General features: G+C 37.6%; 14 protein-coding genes and 1 pseudogene. 4 read left to right on the top strand and 11 right to left on the bottom strand.

The genetic code is table 11. The annotated features are described in order from the left end of the window. Window positions 1-19 precede the first annotated feature (19 nt). The 4 genes and pseudogenes from AC6CHS_RS08315 to AC6CHS_RS08300 form a co-directional block, all read right to left on the bottom strand. Window positions 20-244: a DUF1659 domain-containing protein gene (locus tag AC6CHS_RS08315; protein ID WP_036578348.1), complete on the bottom strand. Its 225-nt coding sequence runs from the start codon at window positions 242-244 to the stop codon at window positions 20-22. Between the two features lie 93 nt (window positions 245-337). Next, window positions 338-754 (bottom strand): hypothetical protein, encoded by a 417-nt coding sequence (locus AC6CHS_RS08310; protein ID WP_498235547.1) that lies wholly within the window; start codon window positions 752-754, stop codon window positions 338-340. A 266-nt stretch (window positions 755-1,020) separates the two neighbouring features. Then, window positions 1,021-1,983: pseudogene (locus tag AC6CHS_RS08305) on the bottom strand (formylglycine-generating enzyme family protein). Window positions 1,984-2,000: 17 nt separating this feature from the next. Next, window positions 2,001-3,386, bottom strand: a complete 1,386-nt coding sequence (locus AC6CHS_RS08300) for a sulfatase family protein (protein WP_498235546.1) — start codon at window positions 3,384-3,386, stop codon at window positions 2,001-2,003. A 418-nt stretch (window positions 3,387-3,804) separates the two neighbouring features. Between AC6CHS_RS08300 and tagD the strand changes: the two genes are divergently transcribed. Together tagD and AC6CHS_RS08290 are read left to right on the top strand one after the other, a co-directional pair. Beyond that, on the top strand, window positions 3,805-4,206 hold the full coding sequence (gene tagD / locus AC6CHS_RS08295) for a glycerol-3-phosphate cytidylyltransferase (protein WP_498235544.1): 402 nt from the start codon (window positions 3,805-3,807) through the stop codon (window positions 4,204-4,206). Between the two features lie 165 nt (window positions 4,207-4,371). After that, window positions 4,372-5,439: an LCP family protein gene (locus AC6CHS_RS08290; RefSeq protein WP_498235542.1), complete on the top strand. Its 1,068-nt coding sequence runs from the start codon at window positions 4,372-4,374 to the stop codon at window positions 5,437-5,439. Window positions 5,440-5,527: 88 nt separating this feature from the next. Here AC6CHS_RS08290 and AC6CHS_RS08285 read toward each other — a convergent pair whose 3' ends face one another. From AC6CHS_RS08285 to AC6CHS_RS08265, 5 genes are all read right to left on the bottom strand, one after another. Then, window positions 5,528-6,607, bottom strand: coding sequence for a glycosyltransferase family 4 protein (locus AC6CHS_RS08285; protein ID WP_498235540.1), 1,080 nt, complete (start codon window positions 6,605-6,607; stop codon window positions 5,528-5,530). 135 nt (window positions 6,608-6,742) lie between these two features. Further along, entirely contained in the window at window positions 6,743-10,576 is a 3,834-nt protein-coding gene (locus AC6CHS_RS08280) for a peptidoglycan-binding protein (protein ID WP_498235538.1), read from the bottom strand. A gap of 160 nt (window positions 10,577-10,736) precedes the next feature. Next, entirely contained in the window at window positions 10,737-13,547 is a 2,811-nt protein-coding gene (locus AC6CHS_RS08275) for a peptidoglycan-binding protein (protein WP_498235536.1), read from the bottom strand. 122 nt (window positions 13,548-13,669) lie between these two features. Next, window positions 13,670-14,872, bottom strand: coding sequence for a YheC/YheD family protein (locus AC6CHS_RS08270; protein WP_498235534.1), 1,203 nt, complete (start codon window positions 14,870-14,872; stop codon window positions 13,670-13,672). 250 nt (window positions 14,873-15,122) lie between these two features. Next, window positions 15,123-16,589 carry an acylphosphatase gene (locus tag AC6CHS_RS08265; RefSeq protein WP_498235533.1) on the bottom strand — a complete coding sequence of 489 codons (1,467 nt, stop codon included), beginning with the start codon at window positions 16,587-16,589 and terminating at the stop codon, window positions 15,123-15,125. 383 nt (window positions 16,590-16,972) lie between these two features. Between AC6CHS_RS08265 and AC6CHS_RS08260 the strand changes: the two genes are divergently transcribed. Both AC6CHS_RS08260 and AC6CHS_RS08255 read left to right on the top strand, forming a co-directional pair. After that, window positions 16,973-17,980: a YheC/YheD family protein gene (locus AC6CHS_RS08260; protein ID WP_498235531.1), complete on the top strand. Its 1,008-nt coding sequence runs from the start codon at window positions 16,973-16,975 to the stop codon at window positions 17,978-17,980. 109 nt (window positions 17,981-18,089) lie between these two features. Then, window positions 18,090-19,772, top strand: coding sequence for an ATP-binding protein (locus tag AC6CHS_RS08255; protein ID WP_498235529.1), 1,683 nt, complete (start codon window positions 18,090-18,092; stop codon window positions 19,770-19,772). Window positions 19,773-19,841: 69 nt separating this feature from the next. Here AC6CHS_RS08255 and AC6CHS_RS08250 read toward each other — a convergent pair whose 3' ends face one another. Further along, window positions 19,842-20,879, bottom strand: coding sequence for a CapA family protein (locus AC6CHS_RS08250; RefSeq protein ID WP_498235527.1), 1,038 nt, complete (start codon window positions 20,877-20,879; stop codon window positions 19,842-19,844). A 49-nt stretch (window positions 20,880-20,928) separates the two neighbouring features. Continuing rightward, a complete protein-coding gene (locus AC6CHS_RS08245; RefSeq protein ID WP_498235525.1) occupies window positions 20,929-22,572 on the bottom strand; it encodes an acylphosphatase in 1,644 nt (547 codons plus the stop codon). Window positions 22,573-22,591: the final 19 nt, after the last annotated feature.

Below are 22,591 nucleotides of genomic sequence, written 5' to 3'. Positions count from 1 at the left end.
CTTTTAATGTTTGCTCCCATTATTCCTCGATGATATCGGAGCTGTCATTTCGTTCAATGTTGTAAAGTGGAAGCTCCTGTAAAGCTGCTACTGCTGTCGCAATGGCATACAGTTGATCAGCAGTGGCTGATCCTTTCACATTGGTAAAGCTTTTTGTCTTGAATGATGGATTGCCTGAATCTTCGTCAATGCCATTTTCAAAAACAAGCCGTAATGAGGAATTCATTAATTCTGCTACTGCCATGTTTGTCACCTCCCTTCACCCTAATAATCGAATAAAAGGACCATGAGGGGGTGAGGACAAGAAAAAAACACCTCCTTATTAGGAGAGGTCTGGCTATGATAATTTTCTTTTGCGTTCAAAATGCAGATAGTGTAATTCATTTTCGTATGTCACAATGTTCTTTTTTAGTCTGACTAAAGCTTGCTTCTCTTCACGAATTTTCTCTTTAAGATTCCGGATAGTGTTTACTAGTTGGTCGTTATTAATTGGGGATTGATTGGCTTGAACTTCTTCTAAATCTTGAAAACGCCAGACTTCTGGCCGCTTTTCCTTCCAGGTGGAGTATACTATTTTGGGGGTCAAGTGGTTAGATTTAGTTAACTTGTATTCTTCCATATAATCATATAAATGGGTGAGACTTAAAGCCAGTCGTTCTATTTCATTTCGCTTCGCTTTTAATTGTAGCCCCAGTCCATCAAGCGTATTTTCTGTGGCGGTAATTTGCCTGTCAATTACTGAAAGAGAACTCATGTTTTACACCTCATCAAACAATGTGTCGATTATGATTGGTTTCATTCCTCATTATAGGGGATGTACCTCTTTCTGATAAGAGTATATATAACTGAATTTTCCCTCATATATGTCGAATCGGGGTAGTTAAGAGTAGGTATATTGAATCATCTTCATCTAATTTAATGGAGAAGAGCCAAGAATTCCTCCCCCTGGCTCTCCCCAAAAACACAGGGAATTCCACTTCATCCTCGCCCCTACATAAGGGGATGCGGTGAAAATCCTTCTTATACATCCATCACACAACGAAAACCAATATTTCCTGTCGAGCTATCAGGGCTATTTGCAGTTCTGGCGGCAACCCGGTAGCGATTGCAATAGCTATCATGACATAGATAAGAGCCTCCGCGCATGACTTTGCTTGTCCCCGTCTCTGCGCCTGATGGGTTATCCTTTCCACCACGCTTATGGATATTGGTCGCAAACCAATCGGAACACCATTCCCATACATTCCCTGCCATGTTGTATAATCCATAGCCATTTGGTGGAAAAGAGGCTGCCGGGGCTGTTCCTACATATCCATCTTCTTCTGTATTTTCTTTAGGGAAATCTCCTTGCCAGATATTACATTGATGCTTTCCTTCTGGTGTAAGTTCGTCTCCCCATGGATATGTTTTCTGCTCGAGTCCACCTCTGGCGGCATACTCCCACTCCGCTTCTGTAGGAAGTCTTTTCCCAGCCCACTCACAGTATGCCATGGCGTCGTTCCAGGAGACATGGAGGACTGGATGGTCCATGCGATCAGCTATATTCGAATCCGGCCCCTCTGGCTGATCCCATGTTGCTCCTTCTACCACAAGCCACCACGGTGTCTGCGCAACTTTTTGTTTCACTTTTTTTGCCGTGGCCTCACTAACTAGTTTATAAAAGACAAATGACCACCCATATTGCTCCGCCTCTGTTCGATAACCCGTTTCTTCTATAAATCTAGCAAACGATGCGTTCGTTACCGTATGGGGATCGATATAAAAAGAATTCACCTTTATATTACGAATTGGCCCCTCCCCATCTTCAGGAAACCCTGCCTTTTCCTGTGTACCCATTAAAAACTAACCGCCTTTAATCAGGATCATGTCCTCCTGGGGATTAGTCCTGCCTGTTTTCCTGAAAGGCGTACGGACAGGATCCGACTTTTTTATACTTTCCCCTCTAGATGCCGCACAGCATCCGCGAACTTCTGTATTCTTCATTTATTTCACCTATCCTACTAGACCGTTTCATTATATTGTTCTCTTAATCTCTTAAGCTTGTCCTTCAATTCGATCACCGTCTCCGCGTATGCCGGATTGTCATATTCATTTTTTAATTCAAGCGGATCCTTCTCTAGGTCAAACAGCTCCCATTCCGGCTCTATTGGTTTTGGAACCGCTCCAATGACATCAAGTGGATCACCATAATAATAAATAAGCTTGTACCGATCTGTTCGTACCCCATAATGGGCGGTTACATTATGAATCGTTAAATGTTCCCAATAACGATAATATACTGCATCGCGCCAGTCCGCTGGTTTTTCACCTTTGGCAATTGCTCGGAAACTTTCCCCCTGCATCTTCTCTTTTGCCTCCACCCCACAGTAGTCCAAAAAGGTTGGCGCAAAGTCATTGTTAATAATCATGTCCGTGGATGCCTCATCTGGCCTAATCTCTTGCGGATAGCGCATTACAAACGGCATCTGCAAAGATTCCTCAAACATAAACCGTTTATCATACCAGCCATGCTCTCCCAAAAAGAATCCTTGATCAGAGGTATACACAACAATCGTATTTTCTGATAGACCTTCTTCATCAAGGTAATCGAGCAGCCGGCCAACATTATCATCGATCGAGACGACACAGCGTAAATAATCTTTAATATAGCGTTGGTATTTCCAATCCTTTACCTCTGCAGGAGAGAGTCCCTCTGGTGGTATTCCTTTTACATCCTCTTCATTCAAGTCTTCAATGCGCATGTCCGCTTTCTTTGCTGCATTTGCCCGGTTAGCATAATCATCATGATACGTCTCTGGTACGGGAAACTCCCTATCAGCAAATAAATCTTTATATTTTTCAGGTGGATTCCAAGGTCGATGTGGCGCTTTATGATGCACCATCATCATGAAAGGCTTTTCATTTTTTTGTTTACTTAGCCAGTCTAACGAGAGATCGGTCACAATATCTGTGGCATATCCCTCTCTCTTTATATCTTCCCCCATCTCGTTCATCACAGGGTCGTAATAGTCTCCCTGATCCGGAAAGACGTTCCAGTAATCAAACCCCGTTGGATCACTATACCCGCCTTGGCCTAGGTGCCATTTGCCAATAATGGCTGTTTCATATCCATTTTCCTGTAGGAGTTTCGGAAACGTCTGCTGTCTTCCATCAAATGGCTCTGACAACCCGCGCACCCCATTTTCATGGCTGTAATTGCCTGTCAAAATTGTTGCCCTGCTTGGCGCACATAGTGAATTGGTACAATACACATTATCAAAACGCTTGCCTTCCTTTGCAATACGGTCAATGTTTGGCGTCTCAACTAAAGTCTTGTTGTACGCACTAATTGCTTGTGCTGCATGATCATCACTCATAATAAATAAAATATTCGGTTGCTGTGACATGTTTATCCTCCTTTTTGTAAACTGTTTATTCAAGTACTTCTCCCTACTAAAATGTCGCTATCTGTATTGCCTTGGTTTAACACCTTCTGGATGCGTAGCAATTAGCTACATTTATTAAGGCCATATTCCGCAATAACTCGTAACAACTTCATTATAGCTCGCATTTATAAGGTGATTATCCATTGCGAATTTTATGACATTATTAATTATATCAAAACATGTACACTCTATCAGGTAAAACGGCTTTTCTGATTAAATGTAACTTCTACTGTATCAAAAACAACTCCATCATATATCAAATAGATATTTAAAAATTATGCAGCATTAATTGCTCCTATTTTACTGCAGTCTCGCCTTATTAATGCGGCCCCGTATATGGTATGATGTGTTTAAGTACCATATACGGAGGGGATTACCTGTGAAAAGAGTAATCACGTACGGAACTTTTGACTTAATTCATCCTGGACACATCAATATTTTGAGACAAGCTAGGGATATTGGCGATTTTTTAATAGTAGGTATTTCTACGGATGATTTTAATAAGATTAAAAACAAACAGGCATACTATACATTTAACGAGCGAAGAACTATATTGGAATCTATTAGGTATGTTGACATGGTAATATCTGAGAATTCCTGGGAGCAAAAGGTTGAAGATATTAAAAAGCATAATATTGATACTTTGGTGATGGGAAGTGACTGGGAAGGTAAATTTGATTATTTAAAATCGTATTGTGATGTTGTATATCTCCCGAGGACTATGGGAATATCCACTACAAAGATTAAGGCTGATCTACGAGCTGAAAATAAAAAATTGTAACCTTTTTCTGTTTCATTCGTCTCATATTGTAGTAGGGAAGATGACTCATTGAAAAGGCAAAAAATACATTTACGAATTAATGGATTCATAGTAAAATAGAAAATGGTTTCTATATTATGAATGATTTCTATCAACTTGTTAGTAACCAAAGGAGAACAACAAAAAATGGATAATAATAAACAAGCACGTACTCGTGTTGTTAAACGCAGACGGAAGAAAAGGCTCCGTAAAAGAGCTTATTTTATATTAATACCTGCACTAGTTCTTTTCATCGCACTTGGCTATTTTACTTACCTTTACACCAAAGCTGATTCTGTATTCTCTGATTCCTATCAAGACGATGGAAGAGAGAAGTCGGATTTACGGGAAACGAAAGTGGATCCCACAGAAGATAATGTCTCCGTGCTCATTATGGGTGTGGATGAGAATGAACACCGAGGAAATGAAGGTAGTTCTCGCACAGATGCTTTGATGGTTGCTACGCTTAATAAGGAAGATAAGAGTGTAAAGTTATTAAGTATTCCGCGTGACTCTTATGTTTATATCCCTGAAGTAGGATATGAAACAAAGATAAATCATGCACACGCTTATGGAGGACCTCAAGCTTCCATAGATACAGTTGAAAATCTGCTCGATATTCCAATTGATTATTATGTTAAGGTCAATTTCCATGCCTTTGTCGACGTAGTAGATGCATTGGGTGGTATTACAGCAGAAGTACCATATGAACTCACAGAATCTAATTCAATGGATAAAAAAGGCTCCATTCACTTGATGCCTGGTGAACAAGAGCTGAATGGTGAAGAAGCACTAGCATTAGCTCGTACTAGAAAGCTTGATAATGATATTGAACGTGGGAAAAGGCAACAAGATCTTATTAAGGCAGTTGTAAGCAAAGCTGCTTCAGCTGGTTCTGTCTTAAAGTACGATGATGTTATTGAAGCTGTTGGAGATAATATGACAACTAATATGTCCTTTGATCATATGAAGAGCTTTATCTCTTATGGCACTAGTGGTTCTAAGCTTGACATTGAAACACTTACTCTGCAAGGTCATGACTACCAACCAGCAGGCACGTATTATTGGCAATTAGATCAAGCTGCTTTAGAAGAAACTAAGGCCTTATTACAACAACACTTGGAAATAACAAAACCTAGCTCTACAGTAAACGAAGATGCCGAAGACGGCACAGCGCAAAGCGCGGAAGCAAATACTTCGTCGAGCACAAATTAATTCTATAAAAAACTGCTAATCCTCTAGCGATTAGCAGTTTTTTTCATAAGAAAAACGTACACATTTTCATGTGTGTACGTTCTTTCAGTTATTTAGTAAGTTTTTTTATCCCTAAGATACTTTTACAGCTATCAAGAATAGGCTGACGATTATGATATGTCATTCCAGCTAATTCAGCAATTAGTTGAATCCCAAGAACGATGACAACAAACGTCACCAAGGAAGAAAGCAACGTAGCACTATTAAACACAATTGCCATACACCCAAAGAAGATACTAAAAGCATAGATAATTAAAACAGCTCCCCGATGAGAATACCCCATCTTCATCAATTGATAATGGATATGCTTGTTATCAGCCGTAGCAATACCCTGATGATTAATCGACCTACGTATAATGGCAAGGATCGTATCAAACACCGGAACAGCGATAACGATAATAGGAACAATAAAACTAAAGAATGCTACATTTTTAAACAAACCGAGCATGGCTACAATAGCTATAGAGTAACCAAGGAACAGAGCACCAGTATCCCCCATAAAGATCTTTGCTGGGTGAAAGTTGTGATAGAGAAAGCCGACACAACTACCAATTAATATTGTACATAGATAGACAACAACTAATCTGTAATCAAGAATCGCCATTACAAGAATACTAGAAAGTCCAATCGCAGAAACCCCTGCCGCAAGTCCATCGAGCCCATCAATTAGGTTAATCGCATTGGAGGCAGCAACAATCCAAAAAATTGTAAGAACAATGCCCAAAAAATCGTTAAAGTAGACCGTCCCTATAAATGGTACAGTTAACTTTTCAATAACAAGCCCCGAAGAAACCACAACACTTGCTGCAGCAATCTGACCTCCAAGCTTATATAAAGCTCGTATAGCAAAAATATCATCGAGGATACCTGTCACTAAAATAATTAGTGCTCCAATTACGATGGCATTCATCTCCGGAGAAAAGGGCTGTAAGTATATAAATCCAGCCACTACACCAATAAAGATCGCTAAACCACCAAGACTTGGTATTGGAGCACAATGGTTTTTTCTATCATCTGGGACATCTATTAAATTTAATTTAGTTACTAGTTTAATAATGATCGGCGTAACAAGTAATGTCGTTACACAGGATATAATAAAAGCGAGAATTAATTCTGTTATATTCCACATATGTTCACCTGCTTATATTTCTAGTTATTTGACAAACTCTAGTATATTTTAACATATATCATTATTAAAATGTATACCCACAAGGTAAAGAAAAAAAACACCTGACAACAGGCGTCAGGTGTTAAAGTGTTTCGTTTACTTATACTGTACAATATTAAATTTCAATAACGGATTGTCTAGCATATCATACATATTTTTAATATTGGTTACTTGCTTAGTTGCCCAGGCGATATCTGTTGCATACTGCGGATATCCTGGATTAGCAGGATTCCATCGCATCTTATAAAGCGTATTTTGTTCATAAGAATTATGAAGATAACTTTCACCTATAAACTTGGCGCCACCTCTTATTGCTTTTTCTGGTGTGGTCCACCCTTCTTGGTATGCTCGAAAAGCACCTTGCCTATGAGCATCGCCATCAATAGCACCAATACCAAACATGTTATAAACTGTTTTAATATTTACCAATCCTTTTTCGTTACTAGAAGTAACGATCTTTAGGTTTCCGGAGCTATCCTTACCAACGCGCGTTCCATTTGCTAGCGGGGAAGTTCCATGTCCTGTCTCCAATAAAGCATGGGAAATTAAATAGATTTCATTAACTCCATGCTCTTTACCACCATCGATAAAGGCTTGACCTTTCCCGGTTAGGACTCCCTTACCTACAAGAACTCTATTAAGCTCAGTTGCTGAAACCTCTACACTTTCAGATAATACAAGATGCTGGAACTTATCATTATTAGTTGGGTCAAGATAATACTCTACATCTGCTCTAGTAGGATTTCTCCAAGCATTATAACTTATTTTATGCCATGTTTCGCCTTGTTCCAAAATGTTTACTACCGTGCCCGCTGGAACCGTATCATAGACGTGACTAGCATTACTGGCCGCAGACCGGATGTTTACCCGGGCTGTGGTCACCGCTGCTAAACCATTTGGTTCAGCGAGTGACGAATGAACATAAAGGATCTCTTCATTGTACCTTATTTTATACCACTTGTTGCTGCCTGAATAAGTATCTCCACTAACCGTACTAAGAACCGTTACAGCCGTTCCATTACTCAATGTATATTTCACATTTGAATTATCCTTTAAACTTGCAGACGTTCTTACGTTTACACTGCTTCCAGTAATAATCCCTGTTTCAGTAATATCCACATAATTGCGGTGAATATAAGCTGGATCGTTTCGGTACTTATCTGTTTGCTGAAGTTGACTCATTTGCTTGTTCAATGCTTCTTCAAGCGTGACGTCATAACGTATAACCGTTTCGACTTCCCTTGACTCGAAGGCTTCCTCTAATACACTTAATGTTATCGGATCTGCAATACCGCTAACGGCGAGGCCTTGGTCTTTTTGGAATTGTTTAAGTCTTGTTTCGGTATAACTACCAAAATACTCTGTCTCACTAATTCCATCATATCCTAATCTATTTAATTTCTCTTTAATAGCAGGAATTTCACTATGACGCTTACCCTTTTGAAATGGACTGTTAATGATATCCGCTATTTTTGCAGAAGTTACAGAATCTATAATTCCATTATCAACAAGCCCGTAGTGTGCTTGAAATTCTTCAACCTTTTGCTTTGTAAAGCTACCAAATAGCGTTGTTACGCTAATTTGACCAAATCCAAGCCTGTTCAGGTCTTCTTTGAATTTAATCATATCATCATGGCGCTTTCCATGCTGGTAAGGGCTAGTATAGACATTATTAAGCTTTTCAAGAGTAACAGGATCTGCAATTCCATTAACTTTTAATCCATAATATTGCTGAAAGTCTCTTACTTTCTTTGCAGTAAAAGAACCATATAGATCAGTTACTAGAATATTACCGAATCCGACACTATTTAACTTCTCTTTTATGTTACTCGTTTCATTAGTTCTTTCTCCTTCTTGAAAAGGAGTACTAAGAAAATCGTCAAGCATAGTAAGTGTTTCATAATTTGCTTTTCCTGTTTCTTGTAAACCATAGTAGCTTTGAAACTCGCTTACTCTTCTTTCCGTAAAGCTTCCATAGTAGGTTGTAACGCTAATACCATCAAAACCAAGTTGGTTTAAACCCTGTTTCAATTCAATGAATTTACTATGAGTTTTGCCCTTTTGGAAAGTAGATTCAAGCACTTCATTGACCTTTTTTCGTGTTTGCTCATCTGCTATACCACTTTCCGGGAGTCCATAATGACTTTGGAATTCTCTAACCTTTTTCTCTGTGTAGGAGCCATAATAGTCAGTAACTGTGATAGATCCAAAGTCAAGCCAGTTTAATTTCTCTTTAAGAGGTATAATTTCGTCGTGGCGCTCACCTTCTTGGAAAGGACTAGAGAGTAAATCGTTAATTTTGTTAAACGTCGCATCATCCGCTATTCCGGTTACGTCTAAACCATAGTAACGTTGGAAGTCTTTTACTCTCTTTTCTGTAAAGCTACCATAATAAGTAGTGACAAGAATGTTGCCAAACCCTAATCGATTAAGATCTTCTTTTAAATCGATAATTCCTTCATGTCTTGCACCTTCTTGGAAGCCAGCTACTGATAACTCTTCTAATTTTTCACGCGTTATTGGATCAATGATTCCATTCACTACTAATCCATAAGTCTCTTGAAAATCACGTACTTTTTTCTCTGTAAAACTTCCATAGTACGCTGTAACAAGAATGTTACCGAAGCCTAACCGATTTAATTTTTCTTTCAGTCCAGGTAGCTCTTCATTGCTTTCACCTTGTTGAAACGGTGTGGAATCCAACTCATTTAACAAGCTTCTTGTTGGCTCGTCAGCTACTCCATTTTCTACTAAGCCGTAATAGGACTGGAACTTTTTCACCTGTTTCTGGGTGAAGCTACCATAATAGTCGGTTACTGTAATTTGACCAAAACCAAGTTTATTCAACTTTTCTTTCATTGGAATAATTGCTTCATCTCTGCCCCCAAACTGGAAGGGACTGGAGACTAGTTCATCAAGTTTATCCAATGTTTCTTGGTTAGCTGTTCCTGTTTCTTCTAAGCCATAGTAGCCTTGGAAATCCTTTACCTTCTTGGTTGTAAAACTTCCATAATAGTCCGTAACGAGAATCTTACCAAATCCTAAGGAATTCAGCTTTTCTTTCAAGTCAATAATCGCTTCATGGCGATCACCTTCCTTGTAGCCTACCTCCAATAATTCATTTAACTTTTGGCGAGTGTACGCATCAGCTATCCCATTAGGTTCTAAACCAACAAATTCTTGGAACTTTTCTACCTGTTTTTTCGTAAAGGAACCATAATAAGTAGTTACCGTTATGTAACCATAGCCAGCCTTATTTAGTTTCTCTTTCAATCCGACTATTTCTTCATGTCTTTCCCCATATTGAAATGGGCTTTCATACACTTCGTCCAACTTTTCAAGAGTTACTGTATCTGCTACTCCTGTTACCGGAAGACCATAGTTAGACTGGAAATCTTCAACACGAGTTTTTGTCCAGTTCCCATAGTATTCTGTCTCTAAAATACCGTCAAAGCCAATTGCATTAAGTTTCTCTTTAAGAGTGATTACAGAGGGGTGACTCACTCCTACTTCCAACACTTCTGGAGTTTCAACCGCACTCTTTTGCATGACAGAACGTTGGGACTCTTCTTGCTTCACTTCCGCTTCGGCGTCTGTTTCATCAACAGGTTCTTCAGTTACTTGTTCTCCTGATAGATCATCTTCAGCAAGGGGCTCGCCTCTAGTTGAATTACTTTCTTCGACAGAATTAGGATCTTCAGAGGAGTCTGATGGCTGCTCAGTAGTCTGATTCTCCTCTGTTGTGGCTTTCTCATCTGCAACAGTTTCTTCTGTAGCTTCTGAGTTACCCTCAACAGATTCATCTTCTACTACCTCCTGACTATCCTCTTTCACATCCACCGTTTCCTCGGCTGCTTCTATGTTTTGTGGACTAAAGTGGAAAAAAGAAAGAACGACAACAGATGCTATTAAACTATTTCTACTCTTCACTTTAGTTTCACCTCCTTTATTAAATTTGTGCTACTATTCTAGTATCGTATTAGTATTAACAGATATCAAGCCTTTTTTGTATAAAATTGTCACTTTTTGTAGTAGTTTCTATACACAAAAGAAAAACCCTTCTGGTATATTTCCAAAAGGGTAACTAAAATTATCTTCTCTTTAGACCAAATGATTTTGCAATAGCATCTGCGGTTATTTCTCCTAACCAATCCCTGTAACTGCTGTTTTTCAATAACGCATTTTCTACTGTGTTATCGATAAACATATATTCCAATAATAGTGCTGGCATGTTGGAATTCCGTAGAACGCTAAAGTTAGCTTCTTTCATTCCCCGGTCTTTTATTCCTAGCTTGTCACGAAGATAGGTATGAATATCTCGTTGTCTTTCTCTTGTTTCTTCTGAGACTTTCCCATCGTGAATAAATGTTTCAAAGCCATTTGCACTTCCGTTTAATGCGTTCGTGTGAAGACTTACAAAGTAATCCGCTCCCCAACTATTCGCCATGGAAGCTCGATCTTCTAACTCAATAAACTCGTCTGCTGTCCTAGACATTCCTACAGTCACACCATAGTATCTGGAAGAAAGATACTCGGAAGCACGAAGTCCAATATCAAGCACAACGTCCTTCTCTTTTAAACCGTAGCCTCTTCCACCGGGATCATGGTCGCCATGCCCGGGGTCCAAAAATACTTTAATTATGCGTTTTTCTATTTCTTTTCTTGTAATCTTATCAGCTATTCCACTAACTGGTAGTCCAACATCTCTCTGAAATTCTTTCACTTTCTTTTCTGTAAAGCTACCATAGTAGTCTGTCACCTTAATTGTACCATAACCAATCGCGTTCAAATTCTCTTTTAAAGTGACAATGCCACTGGCTCTTTTTCCTTTTTGATAGGAAGTACTATTAAGTTTATTCAGCATATTTAACGTCGGTTCATCAACTAAACCATTTTCTACTAAACCATAGTGTGCTTGGAAGTCCTCTACCTTCTGCTTTGTGTAGTTTCCAAAAAATGTTGTGACCGTAATCTTCCCAAATCCTAAACGATTTAGCTTTTCTTTCAAACCAGGTGTATCCTCGTGACGTTGTCCGACTTGAAATGGAGTATTATAAACTTCCTCTAAATACTTGATTGTAACTGGATCAGCCTTTCCTGATACAGGTAAATCGTAATATTGTTGAAAATCACTTACTTTCTTCTTGGTATAAGTCCCAAAGTAACTCGTTACTTGGATATTGCCAAACCCTACAGCGTTTAGCCTTCTCTTTATTTCCTTAATCTCCGAATGTCTGTCTCCATAGCTGTAATAACTATTTGCAGCTTTGTTCAGTTTGTCAATTGTTTCCGCATTGATCCTTCCAGTAACGTTCAGGCCATAGAACGTTTGGAATTCTTTTACTTTCTTCGTGGTGTAAGATCCGAAATAATCCGTCACTTTTATTTTTCCGAATCCTAATTTGTTTAGCTGTTCTTTAAATTCATTCATAACAGGATGCGAATCACCCTGCTTAAATCCTTTATTATATAAACCTTCTAAACTACTTCTAGTTAGAGCATCAGCTATCCCCGTTGGTTTGAGACCATAGAATTCTTGAAATTCTCTTACTTTTTTGGTCGTAAACGCCCCATAGTAATCGGTTACTTTTATGACACCAAAGCCAAGTTTATTAAGCTTCTGTTTTAATGCTGGGATGTCTTTATGGCGCTCTCCTTGTTTAAACGGTGTAGCCATCAACTCATCCAGCTTGTTTCTAGTTGGGTCATCCGCAATGCCATTTTCCACAAGGCCATAGTAGGATTGGAAGTCTTTTACCTGGCTTCTTGTAAATGCACCATAATAACTCGTAATTGTTATATGGCCAAAGCCTAGAGCATTTAGCTTTTCCTTAATCGGAATAATCGCGTCATCTCTGCCACCGTATTGGAATGGCGTGTCCATTAGAGCATCCAGCTTATTTAAGGTTTCCTGATTAGCTGTTCCTGTTACTTCTAAACCATAATAGTTTTGGAAGTCTGTTACTTTTTTTGTCGTAAAACTACCAAAATAATCTGTAACGAGGATATTGCCGAACCCCAAGGCATTTAGCTTTTCCTTCATGTCGCTAATCGCTTCATGACGATCACCTTCTTGATAGCCTGCCTCTAGTAATTCGTCCAGCTTTTGACGTGTATAAGCATCAGCAATTCCATTCGACTTTAAGCCAACATACTCTTGAAATTGTGCTACCTGTTTTTTCGTAAAAGAACCATAATAAGTAGTTACCGTTATGTAACCAAAGCCAGCTTTATTTAGTTTCTCTTTCAAGTCAACTATTTCTTCATGTCTTTCCCCATATTGAAATGGGCTTTCATACACTTCGTCCAACTTTTCAAGCGTTACTGTATCAGTTACTCCTGTTACCGGAAGTCCATAGTTTGACTGAAAATCTTCAACACGATTTTTTGTCCAGTTCCCATAGTATTCTGTCTCTAAAATACCGTCAAATCCTATTGCATTAAGTTTCTCTTTAAGGGTGATTACAGAAGGGTGACTCACTCCTACTTCCAACACTTCTGGAGTAGTTTCAATCGCACTCTTTTGCATGACAGAACGTTGGGGCACTTCTGGTTTCTCTTCCGTTTCAGCGACTGTTTCCTCATCAGAGCCCTCTTTTTCTTGTTCCTCTGACGGCTCAGTCTCAGGAATGGGTTCTGCTTTATCGGTATCATCATCTTTGTCAACAGTATTAGGATCCTCGGAGGATTTGGATGACTGCTCTGTAGTCTGTTCCTCCTCTGTTGTAACCTCTTCTTTAGGAACAACTTCTTCCGAAGAATCAGCCGTATCATTGGCCGTTTCTTCCTCAGCTATTATTTCCTGATTATCTGTCTTCTCGGCTGCCTGTGTGAATTCTGGACTAAAGTGGAAAAAAGATAAAAAGACTACAAATGCTATTAAAATGATTCTGTTCCTCACTTTAGTTTCACCTCCTTGATGTAATTTGTGCTACTATTCTAGTATCGGTTACTCAGGGAGGTTTTTCAATACCTATTATCATGTATTTAAACTTTATGGCGAGGCAAATTCACATACCTGATTCACTTTCGCAATTTTCCAACCCATCGTAAAGGCCTTGTCACCTTCCAGCTAGTACTTTGTATAAGAGTGGAGTATCTTTTCTTGTAATAGTTCACTTCTTTTTGCAGCATTTTGTTACGCTTCATATATAGATCTCTTTGCTTTTCAGCTTTTGTTTTTACCTTTTTGGCGGTTAGATCTTTCTTTAATACGTTTTCTACTATGAATTTGTAATAGTTACTTCTTAAGATAGCAACTTCCGCTTCCAACGATTTAGTGGCCGGTCCGTCATTTACTTCAAATAGATACAAGCTTCCATCCCTATCCACCCCTACATCTAAACCTAGTGACATAATATGGGTGCCTCTAATTTCCTCTATTTTGTACGGCAAAGTTTTGGAAATCCTTACAAAACTTTGGTATATTGGCTTCCACTTTTCACCATAAGTAGCTTGAAGAAATTGCTTAACATCACTTATGCCGCCTCCTTGATTGACATTTGATATCACACTTTGGCCAATTCCTATCCTTATATAGATCTTTGCACTCTCCCATTTCCCTTGTCCATTTTTTTCTACGTGGACACGACAATCAAATGGGTCACCTTGTAATGTTCGAGAAGAAACATGCTTTTGAACGATGAATGACTTATCCTTGATATTTTCTTCAAAGAATTCATCAAATTCTTCTTTTGTTAAAGACCTCTTTTCCTTTTGATAGCCAAGCGTATATACACTATCCTCACCATTTTCCTGACCTAATATATAGACTCCTCTTCCACGAATCCCTTTGATAGGTTTCATGACAACAGAGCTATGGAGTTTAAGAAATTCAATAATTTGATCAGAACTCTCCGCTTTTTTTGTTGGTATTACTAAAGCGGAAAAGCTTTCATCATTTTCCAGCTCTTGTTGTAAGCGATACTTACTAAGAACATTACTACGATCATCTGATAGGAAGGTTTTTTCCTTTAAATATGACATTGTTTCTTTGTTTTCTTTCTTGAAACAATAAGGAACAACGTCTATAAAAGCTGGGATATTTGTTGTTTTGCTAACCCATTTATTATTAACAAACATTTTTCCGTTAACTTTATCATTTTTTTGATCTACGCTATTTGGCGTCAGATAGATAATCTCGATATTATGATAATGCGACATCATGGTGGTTAATTTAGCTAGTTTAGTTGGTTTTTTAAAGTTTGTCATTATTCCAATAAGCATCGTTTCACTCCTAGTTCTTTCCTACATTCCTTATTTTGGTTGGTACATGCAATACATTTTATCGTCATAGTATATAATAATTAACTGAGCTAGATAAATTTATAGTTAGTTTTCAAGTGATTTATTGAACAACAAAGAATCCGAATTAACCCAAACTTTGTTTAAGATTCGGGTTAAAGTTCGGATTTGCTTTGAAAAGAATAATTATGCGATCTTAGCCTCTACACCGCTTTTCATGCAGTATCTGCTGCTAATTATTTTGCGCCGTAACTATCTCAAAACCAACTTTGATAGGTTGGTGCTCATTAAGTTCTATATCTGATTCTACTACATTTTTTACTTGGGACTTTTTAGATCCCTTATAACATAATTCCTTAAATGCCTCTACTTTTCCCTTCTCTTTCCCAAAAATAGTAACCACTATTTTGTCTTTGTCCATTTTAGTTGAAGAACCATAAAGACCTTTTCTAAGAGCTTGTCTTCTAATCCAGTTCATGTAGCCGACCTGCTGTACTTTCCCCTGAACTACATACTCCTTCCCATATAATTCTCCTAATGGTGTGTTTGTAATTTTTAATTCTTCAACAGCCCAAGTTTTTAATGGCTCCAATGTACTATTGTAATCAAAATAGAAGTTTGACCTATTTCCTCCAATTGTTTCTGGAAAATAATAATCAATGATGGCTCCTGCAACATCTTTAGCTTTTCCTTCTAATGGAAACAGATGAAAGCCAATTTCTGCTGTTGCGTTGATTTCAAGTACTACTCCCTTATCATTAGATTCAGGGTCAACAATAATATCTACTCCAGCATGGGGGATAGATGGCAAAGCCTTAAGTGAATCAACTGCTATTTTTTTCACTTCTTCGGATAATTCATCCGTTGCTTCGATTGGGTCTCCTCCTGAAGATAGATTACTCTTCTCCCGTAAGTAGATCAACTCATCTTTGCCGGGTACGCTATGTAGATCATAACCGTCTTTTTTCAACATGTGTTTTACTTCATAATCTACTTTTATAGGTTTTGGAGCGAGATATGGGTTTGTCTTTCTAAACTCGTTTTTATTTTCAATTAAAGTCTCGATTGAATTAACCCCATCACCTAATACGTTTGCAGGTATCCGGTTCGTAGCACCAATGACCTTGTCACCAACCACATATATACGATATTCTTTCCCTGGGTAATATTTTTCCAGCAGTATCTCTGTATACTTATAACGTGACTTAAAATCTTTAACTGCCTCTATAAGCTCTTCCTCATCTTTAATATTTGTATAAACACCTTTTCCCATACTTCCATTCAAAGGTTTTATAACAACTGGGTAGCCAAATTGCGCTGCATAAGCAGTCATATTTTCATCATTTATATCAACAATTTTCCCTTTAGTGGTTGGAACATTACTCTTTATTAGTAAGTCCTTTGTTTTCTCTTTATTTTGACAAATTCTAACAGACTTATTAGAAACTTTGTCACCTCTTGATCTAAAAAAGAAATGGTGCTTATTATCCGTACTGAGAGAGAAAAACTTTCCATGTGTACTACTGTTTAGCCTATCCATCTTACATAAATGAGATTCATCACTGTACCATTTAAGATTTAATCCTCTTCTCCAGCCTTCTAACGCTACCAAATAAGAGCATAATTTAAAGCCTGTTATATCCGAAACTACATTCTTTGTTACATAAGGAATTAATTCGACCTCTTGATTGTCTTTCACTCTGAAACCCTCCAAAAATATATGAATTATTAACTAATATAAACTCATAGCAAAATTATCATAACAGAAAAACAAACTTATGTAGATTAAAATCATATTACATTCTAAATAAGGGTCCAGATCAGGCTCAATTGGCACTAAAATTTAGGAGTTGATACAATTAATAGGGAGAGATTATAGCTGTTTTAAAAATGTGCATGATTAAAGAAGTTTTTCACCTGGCTCCATCTGAAGCTACCTAACTTTTCTTAAAAAGAACAACCTTCTGTGGCATGGAATTTAGCTTAAAATTGTAATTATACTTTTTATAAATTTTCGAATTATAATAGTAGTACAAATAAAAGAGACCAAAAGAAAACTGGTTGGTTTAAGGAGATGTATCAATGGATATATGTTACATGCGAAATTACAAAGAACCCGGAAAATTTGTAAGCTTACTTAGCAAGGCAGCGGCCTACTATGGTGTACGGGTCATATACTGCCATCCTACTGATGTAAATATGTCAAGTAAAACAGTGAATGGAAAAATACTTATTAACAACAAATGGCAAGAAAGTGAACTACCATTGCCATACCATATTGATCTTAATACATATTGTTTTAAATATAAGGAAGTTACCAAGTTTTTGAAAGCTAAATGCTTTTTACTTTCTAATGGTAGTTATGGAACCAAGAGCAAAGTAAATAAACAGTTAGAGGAAGATGGTGAATTCAAACATATTTTAATACCAACAATAGAAATAGACTCCTTCTCAGGCTTTTTAATCCATTTAAAAGAGAAAAAGAACCTTATTCTAAAACCTAGAATAGGACAAAAAGGCGAAGGAATTTACCTTGTCTCCTATTTAGATAATAAGTATATGATTACTGAGAGAGAAACAGAGACTATTGTAAGTCTTGAGGAGCTTGAGCAATTATTCACAGAAAAAATTAAACCAAAGCGGTATCTATTTCAAAAATACATTCATTCGAAAACCGTTGCTGGCCATCCATTCGACTGCCGCGTGCGACTAGAAAAGGATGGGAAAGGGAAATGGCAAGTAGTAATTTTCTTAGTTAGAATTGGGATTAATAATAAAGTAGTTTCAAATATATCTCAGGGCGGTAGTATTAGTAAACTTACTCCTTTTTTAAAGGCAAATTACCCATTGGATTGGAAGGAAATTAGAACTTCTATTAAAGACATCTCTACTAGATTACCTGACAAAATTGAGAAGATCTTTAAAAAGCATAATGTTTCTATGGGGTTAGATTTAGGTATTGATAAGGACGGTCAAGTATACTTATACGAGGTGAATTCGGCGCCTGGGATGCGATTTGCAGAGGGAGAAATAGCTAATCTTAAAGCAGATTACTATTCCTATCTACTAAATTCTCAAGATGCCAACTAAATGTTGTATAAGACATAGGTAATATTCAGTTTTAAAATCATTATGTGATACAATAGCTTTATGTATTTATAAACCTTAATGTCTTTTATTGACTAGAAAGGATATGCAAATGAGTAAACAAAGTGAAATTTATTTAAACCATTTAATTGATTGTATTCCCCCTAGAGCAAATAATTATATGCTCAGCACATATAGCATTATTCTGGAGGCATGGCGGAGAGGTATCGAAGTTTCTATTAAAATTGTAAAAGAAAAATCAGGTACTATTGAGCCTTATTACTCCCTGAAAAATGGAGAGAAACTTCATAATTTCAGCGTCACTAGGGGAGATTTAGTATCTGTTGAAGCTAAAGAGTTAACAAAAAACAAAAAAACGACAAAAGAATACTTACAAAAAAACAATGTTCCCACGCCTATTGGGAAAGAATTTACTGATGTTGCAGAAGATGAAGAGATTATTCAATATGCAAACGAAATTGGCTATCCAGTTGTAGTTAAACCATTAGCAGGAACTGGTGGTAAAGGTGTAATGAGCAATATTCAAAACAAGGAAGAACTAGTCGAAGCACTCTTATATGTTAGACAAAAATTAAAGTATTCCCATGTCATACTCGAAAAGTACTTTGAAGGATCTGATTATCGACTCTATGTTCTTGATGGTGAAGTAATCGGCGCTATTAAACGTGTTAGAGCGCATGTGATTGGTGATGGTAAAAGGACAATTCAACAGCTAATTAAAGACAAGAATGAAGAAAGGACAAAGCTTCCTTCACTGTCTAATCGTCCAATTAAAGTGGATTCTGAAACAAACACACTTTTGAAAAGAAGTAACTATACACTACAATCTATTATTCCAGAAGGCGAAATCTTCTATTTAAAAACAAAAAATAATGTTTCTGCTGGTGGAGACTCAATTGATGCCACAGATCAAATTTCAAGTAACATTAAAAAGATAGCAATTGAAGCTACAAATAGCTTTCCATCATTACCTCATTGTGGGTTAGATATGATTGTAGATGAGGAAAAAGATACTGGTGTAATTATTGAATTGAATTCCCGAGCTCATATCACACAGCATCTTTTCCCAATGGAAGGTAACGCACAGGATATCCCATCATATATAGTGGATTATTATTTCCCTGAGACAAAGGGTTATAACAGGGAGGAGGCAAATAAGCTCTATATAGATTTCGACTTTGTTTATAACGCTTGTTTGTCAAGGTCAGCAGCCGAGATTAAGCTTCCTAGAATCCCTAATAGCCCACTCGTCCTTAAAAGATATGTCATTACGAATTGCTCAGACAATAAGAAATTTGCTCTGAGAGTTCATAGATTGGCATACAATAACCAGGTGAACGGGTATGTAAAAGCTCTTTCAGACGGGAAACTGGCAATCATTGTTGGTGCGAATAGCAATAAGATTAAGCAGTTTGAGAACCAACTTACTAAGTATATTGATAAGAACTTCTCAAGTATCAAAATGGAAGAGAAAAACAGAAAAAGTCCTATAAAGCATGGCTTCTATATTGATGCGGATATCCAAGAAATATCGAGTAAATCCTCAGCTAAAAATAGCACGATTGAATCGTATGCAACTAAGTATAGTGAGTTAAAAACTGATTACCAAAAACTTGTTCGTAAACTAAGCGAACACGAGCAATCGGAGAACTTGTCCCGTCTTACAGAAAGGCAAAACAAGCAACTTAAGAAACGGTTGCAACAAATGGAGGATAGCACCTCTTGGAAGGTTACGAAGCCTATTCGAAAGCTTATGGAATTACGCAAACGTTAAGACAGCATAAAGAAAAAGCCCGTATCTTAAAAAGGAGATATGGGCTTTTTGCTTTGGAAAACATTTTCTCTATTTTATATCAATTTCAGGCATCCAGTCTTTAAACCTATTCGAAATTTCACTATAAACCTCGAGTGAATCAAACTTTCCATGTTCTGTTTCGATATAAGGGTTTTTTTCAATAAACTCTAATAAGTTGTGCATTTGGTAGCCCTTTTTCCTGTTAGCATCCACATAGGTAAGCTTTAGGCTTGGGTTCAATATTTCTATACCAGCACCACCAGCCTTTTTCTTTATATCTAGTGACAGTGCACCACCTATTTGTCGATATAACCCTTTTTGTCCTGAATAAAAGTTACCCAATGAGTAAATAACAAATGTTTTCTTACCTCGGGAATTTAAAATCCATTCAGCTGGTTGAAGAACGTGTGGATGATGGCCAATTATGATGTCTGCCCCTGCATCAGAGATAGATGCAGCAATTTCTTTTTGAGCAGCTACTGGGTATAATGGATACTCTCTACCAAAATGCACGGACACAATAACCACGTCTGGATTTTTCTCTTTTTTTACTCTTTCAATATCTTGTCGTACAAACTTGGTTTGTCCTTTAACGATCGTGTTTAGTAAATATCCTTTACCTTTTGGTGCATTATTCCCTAATGTAACAGCAGTATAAGATAAAAAAGCGCATGTTATACCATTTTTTTCTATAATTCTTATTTCCTTTTGGTCCGCTTTTGATTTATGAGAACCAACATACGGTAACCCAATTTTATCAAGGTTCTCAATTGATTTTAAAGCGCCTTCTTCACCTAAATCCATTGTATGGTTGTTTGAATTGGTAACGATATCTGTACCGAATGATTTTAAGTTTTCAGCCAGCTCTACGGGATTATTGAATTTAGGGAACGACATCAACCCTAATTCTTCCCCGGCAACGAGAGATTCTAAATTTACCACTGAGATGTCTCCAGATCTTAAGATAGCTTCAGCAGGAGCCATTTTTTTTGTAAAGTCAAACTTACCTGATTTATCTTTGCTAATATTATATATCCGCGAATGTAATAACACATCTCCAGTAGCGACTAAGTTAACCTTTGACATAAATATCCCCCTTCTCTTTTGGGTTTAATATAAGATCTTACCAAAAAAGTTACTTCTTGCTTCTAACCATTGCGCCAACTTTACGCAATGGTTCCGTATACTTCCATGAGGTACTTTGCTCAATATACCGGTTGTCTTTTTCCAGTCGATTCTTTTGTCTCGTAAGATTGGTAATTTCCTTCTCCATCTTCCGCAGTGCATGTTGAACTGATTTAAGACTGGAAGTATTATATCGTTCGTTAATTTCAAAACCAATCGTGATTGGCGACTCATACTTCTCTTCCTCAATTTTCTCCACCTTAGATCCCTGTGGATATTGGGTTATTAGTTTTTTAAATTCAGCGATGGCTGACTTATCTGGACTACCAACGATAATTTCAATTTCATCAAAAACCATGTTGTTAATGGCACCGTGTAAATTTAAATTCATAGCCTGCTTTTTAAGAAAACGGTGGTAGCTATTTTTCTGCACATCCCCCGAGACGACAAATCTTCTGATCGTTAGTTCTCCCATTGGTGCAGGGCTTACTTCCACTTCTAGGGCAGAGCGGTTCTCCAGAGGTTCTAATATCTTGATTAGATCAAAGTAAATGTTTGACCTCGACGTATCGATCCCTTTACTTTCAGGAAAGTAGTAATCAATAAGAGCACCTGGTATATTCCTTGCTTTCCCTTTTAGAGGATATAATGCACCACCAATTTGGGCGGTCGGGTTTAATTCGATTACCACAGCAGCAGCATCAAGGTTTCTATTCTCATTTACAATTATATCTACGCCACCGTGATAGAGGCCTGGCACTGCTTTTATAGCATTAATTGCAATGGTTTTAAATTCTTCAGGCATTGTGTCTGTCACATCAATTGGATCTCCACCTGAAGATACGTTTGTCTTTTGTCTTAAATATATTTGCTCGCCTTTTTTCGGCACGCTTTCAAGCGTATAACCAGCTGCTTGGATAAACTCTAATATCTCAACATCCATTTCGATCAAGCAACTATTTAATCTGGCATTTTTTCGACGTTCCCTATTCTTTAAACCAATAAGTTCATCAATTGTATGCTCACCATCACCAATTATATTAGCCGGCACCCTATTATAGGCTGCAATGACTTTATCCTCTACAACATAAATACGATATTCTTTCCCATCTACATGCTGTTCTACTACGACTTCCGGATAATCTAGGTCATGACGAACGTACTTAATCGCTTTTAACAACGCTTCATCGCTGTTTATATTCGTTACCACTCCATTCCCTAGGCTTGCATTTGTTGGCTTCAGGACTAAAGGGTAATTTAATGTCTTACTGTACGTAATAATCTCTTCATCAGTTGCATCTTCTTCAAAACCTTTACCAAGTGGCACAGGTACACCTGCTTTCGCAAGCCACTCTTTTGTGTCATCCTTTTCTGAGCCTATTTCTACTGCGCTACTGGTAACTTTATCACCACGTGTTCGAAAAAAGTAATGTGTTCTTTCTTCAGAACTAAGCGAGAATAACCTTCCAGGAGGGTTCACACCAAATATTACCATGTCCTTATAATGCTCAGAATCCTTTGTATACCATTTAAGCTTCAACCCTCTTCGCCAGCCCTCTAAGGCAACAGCGAAAGCGTCCAGCCTTGTTTTTCTCGCATTTTTAACAATCTCATTTGGAAGTTGAGGCAAATGAATGCCCTGTTGTTCCTTCATCATGATTCCTCCCGAATAA

The organism is Oceanobacillus sp. GQ8 (assembly GCF_059758495.1).
The sequence above is the reverse complement of the archived record's forward strand: the minus strand, read 5'-3'. Positions and strand labels throughout refer to the sequence as shown.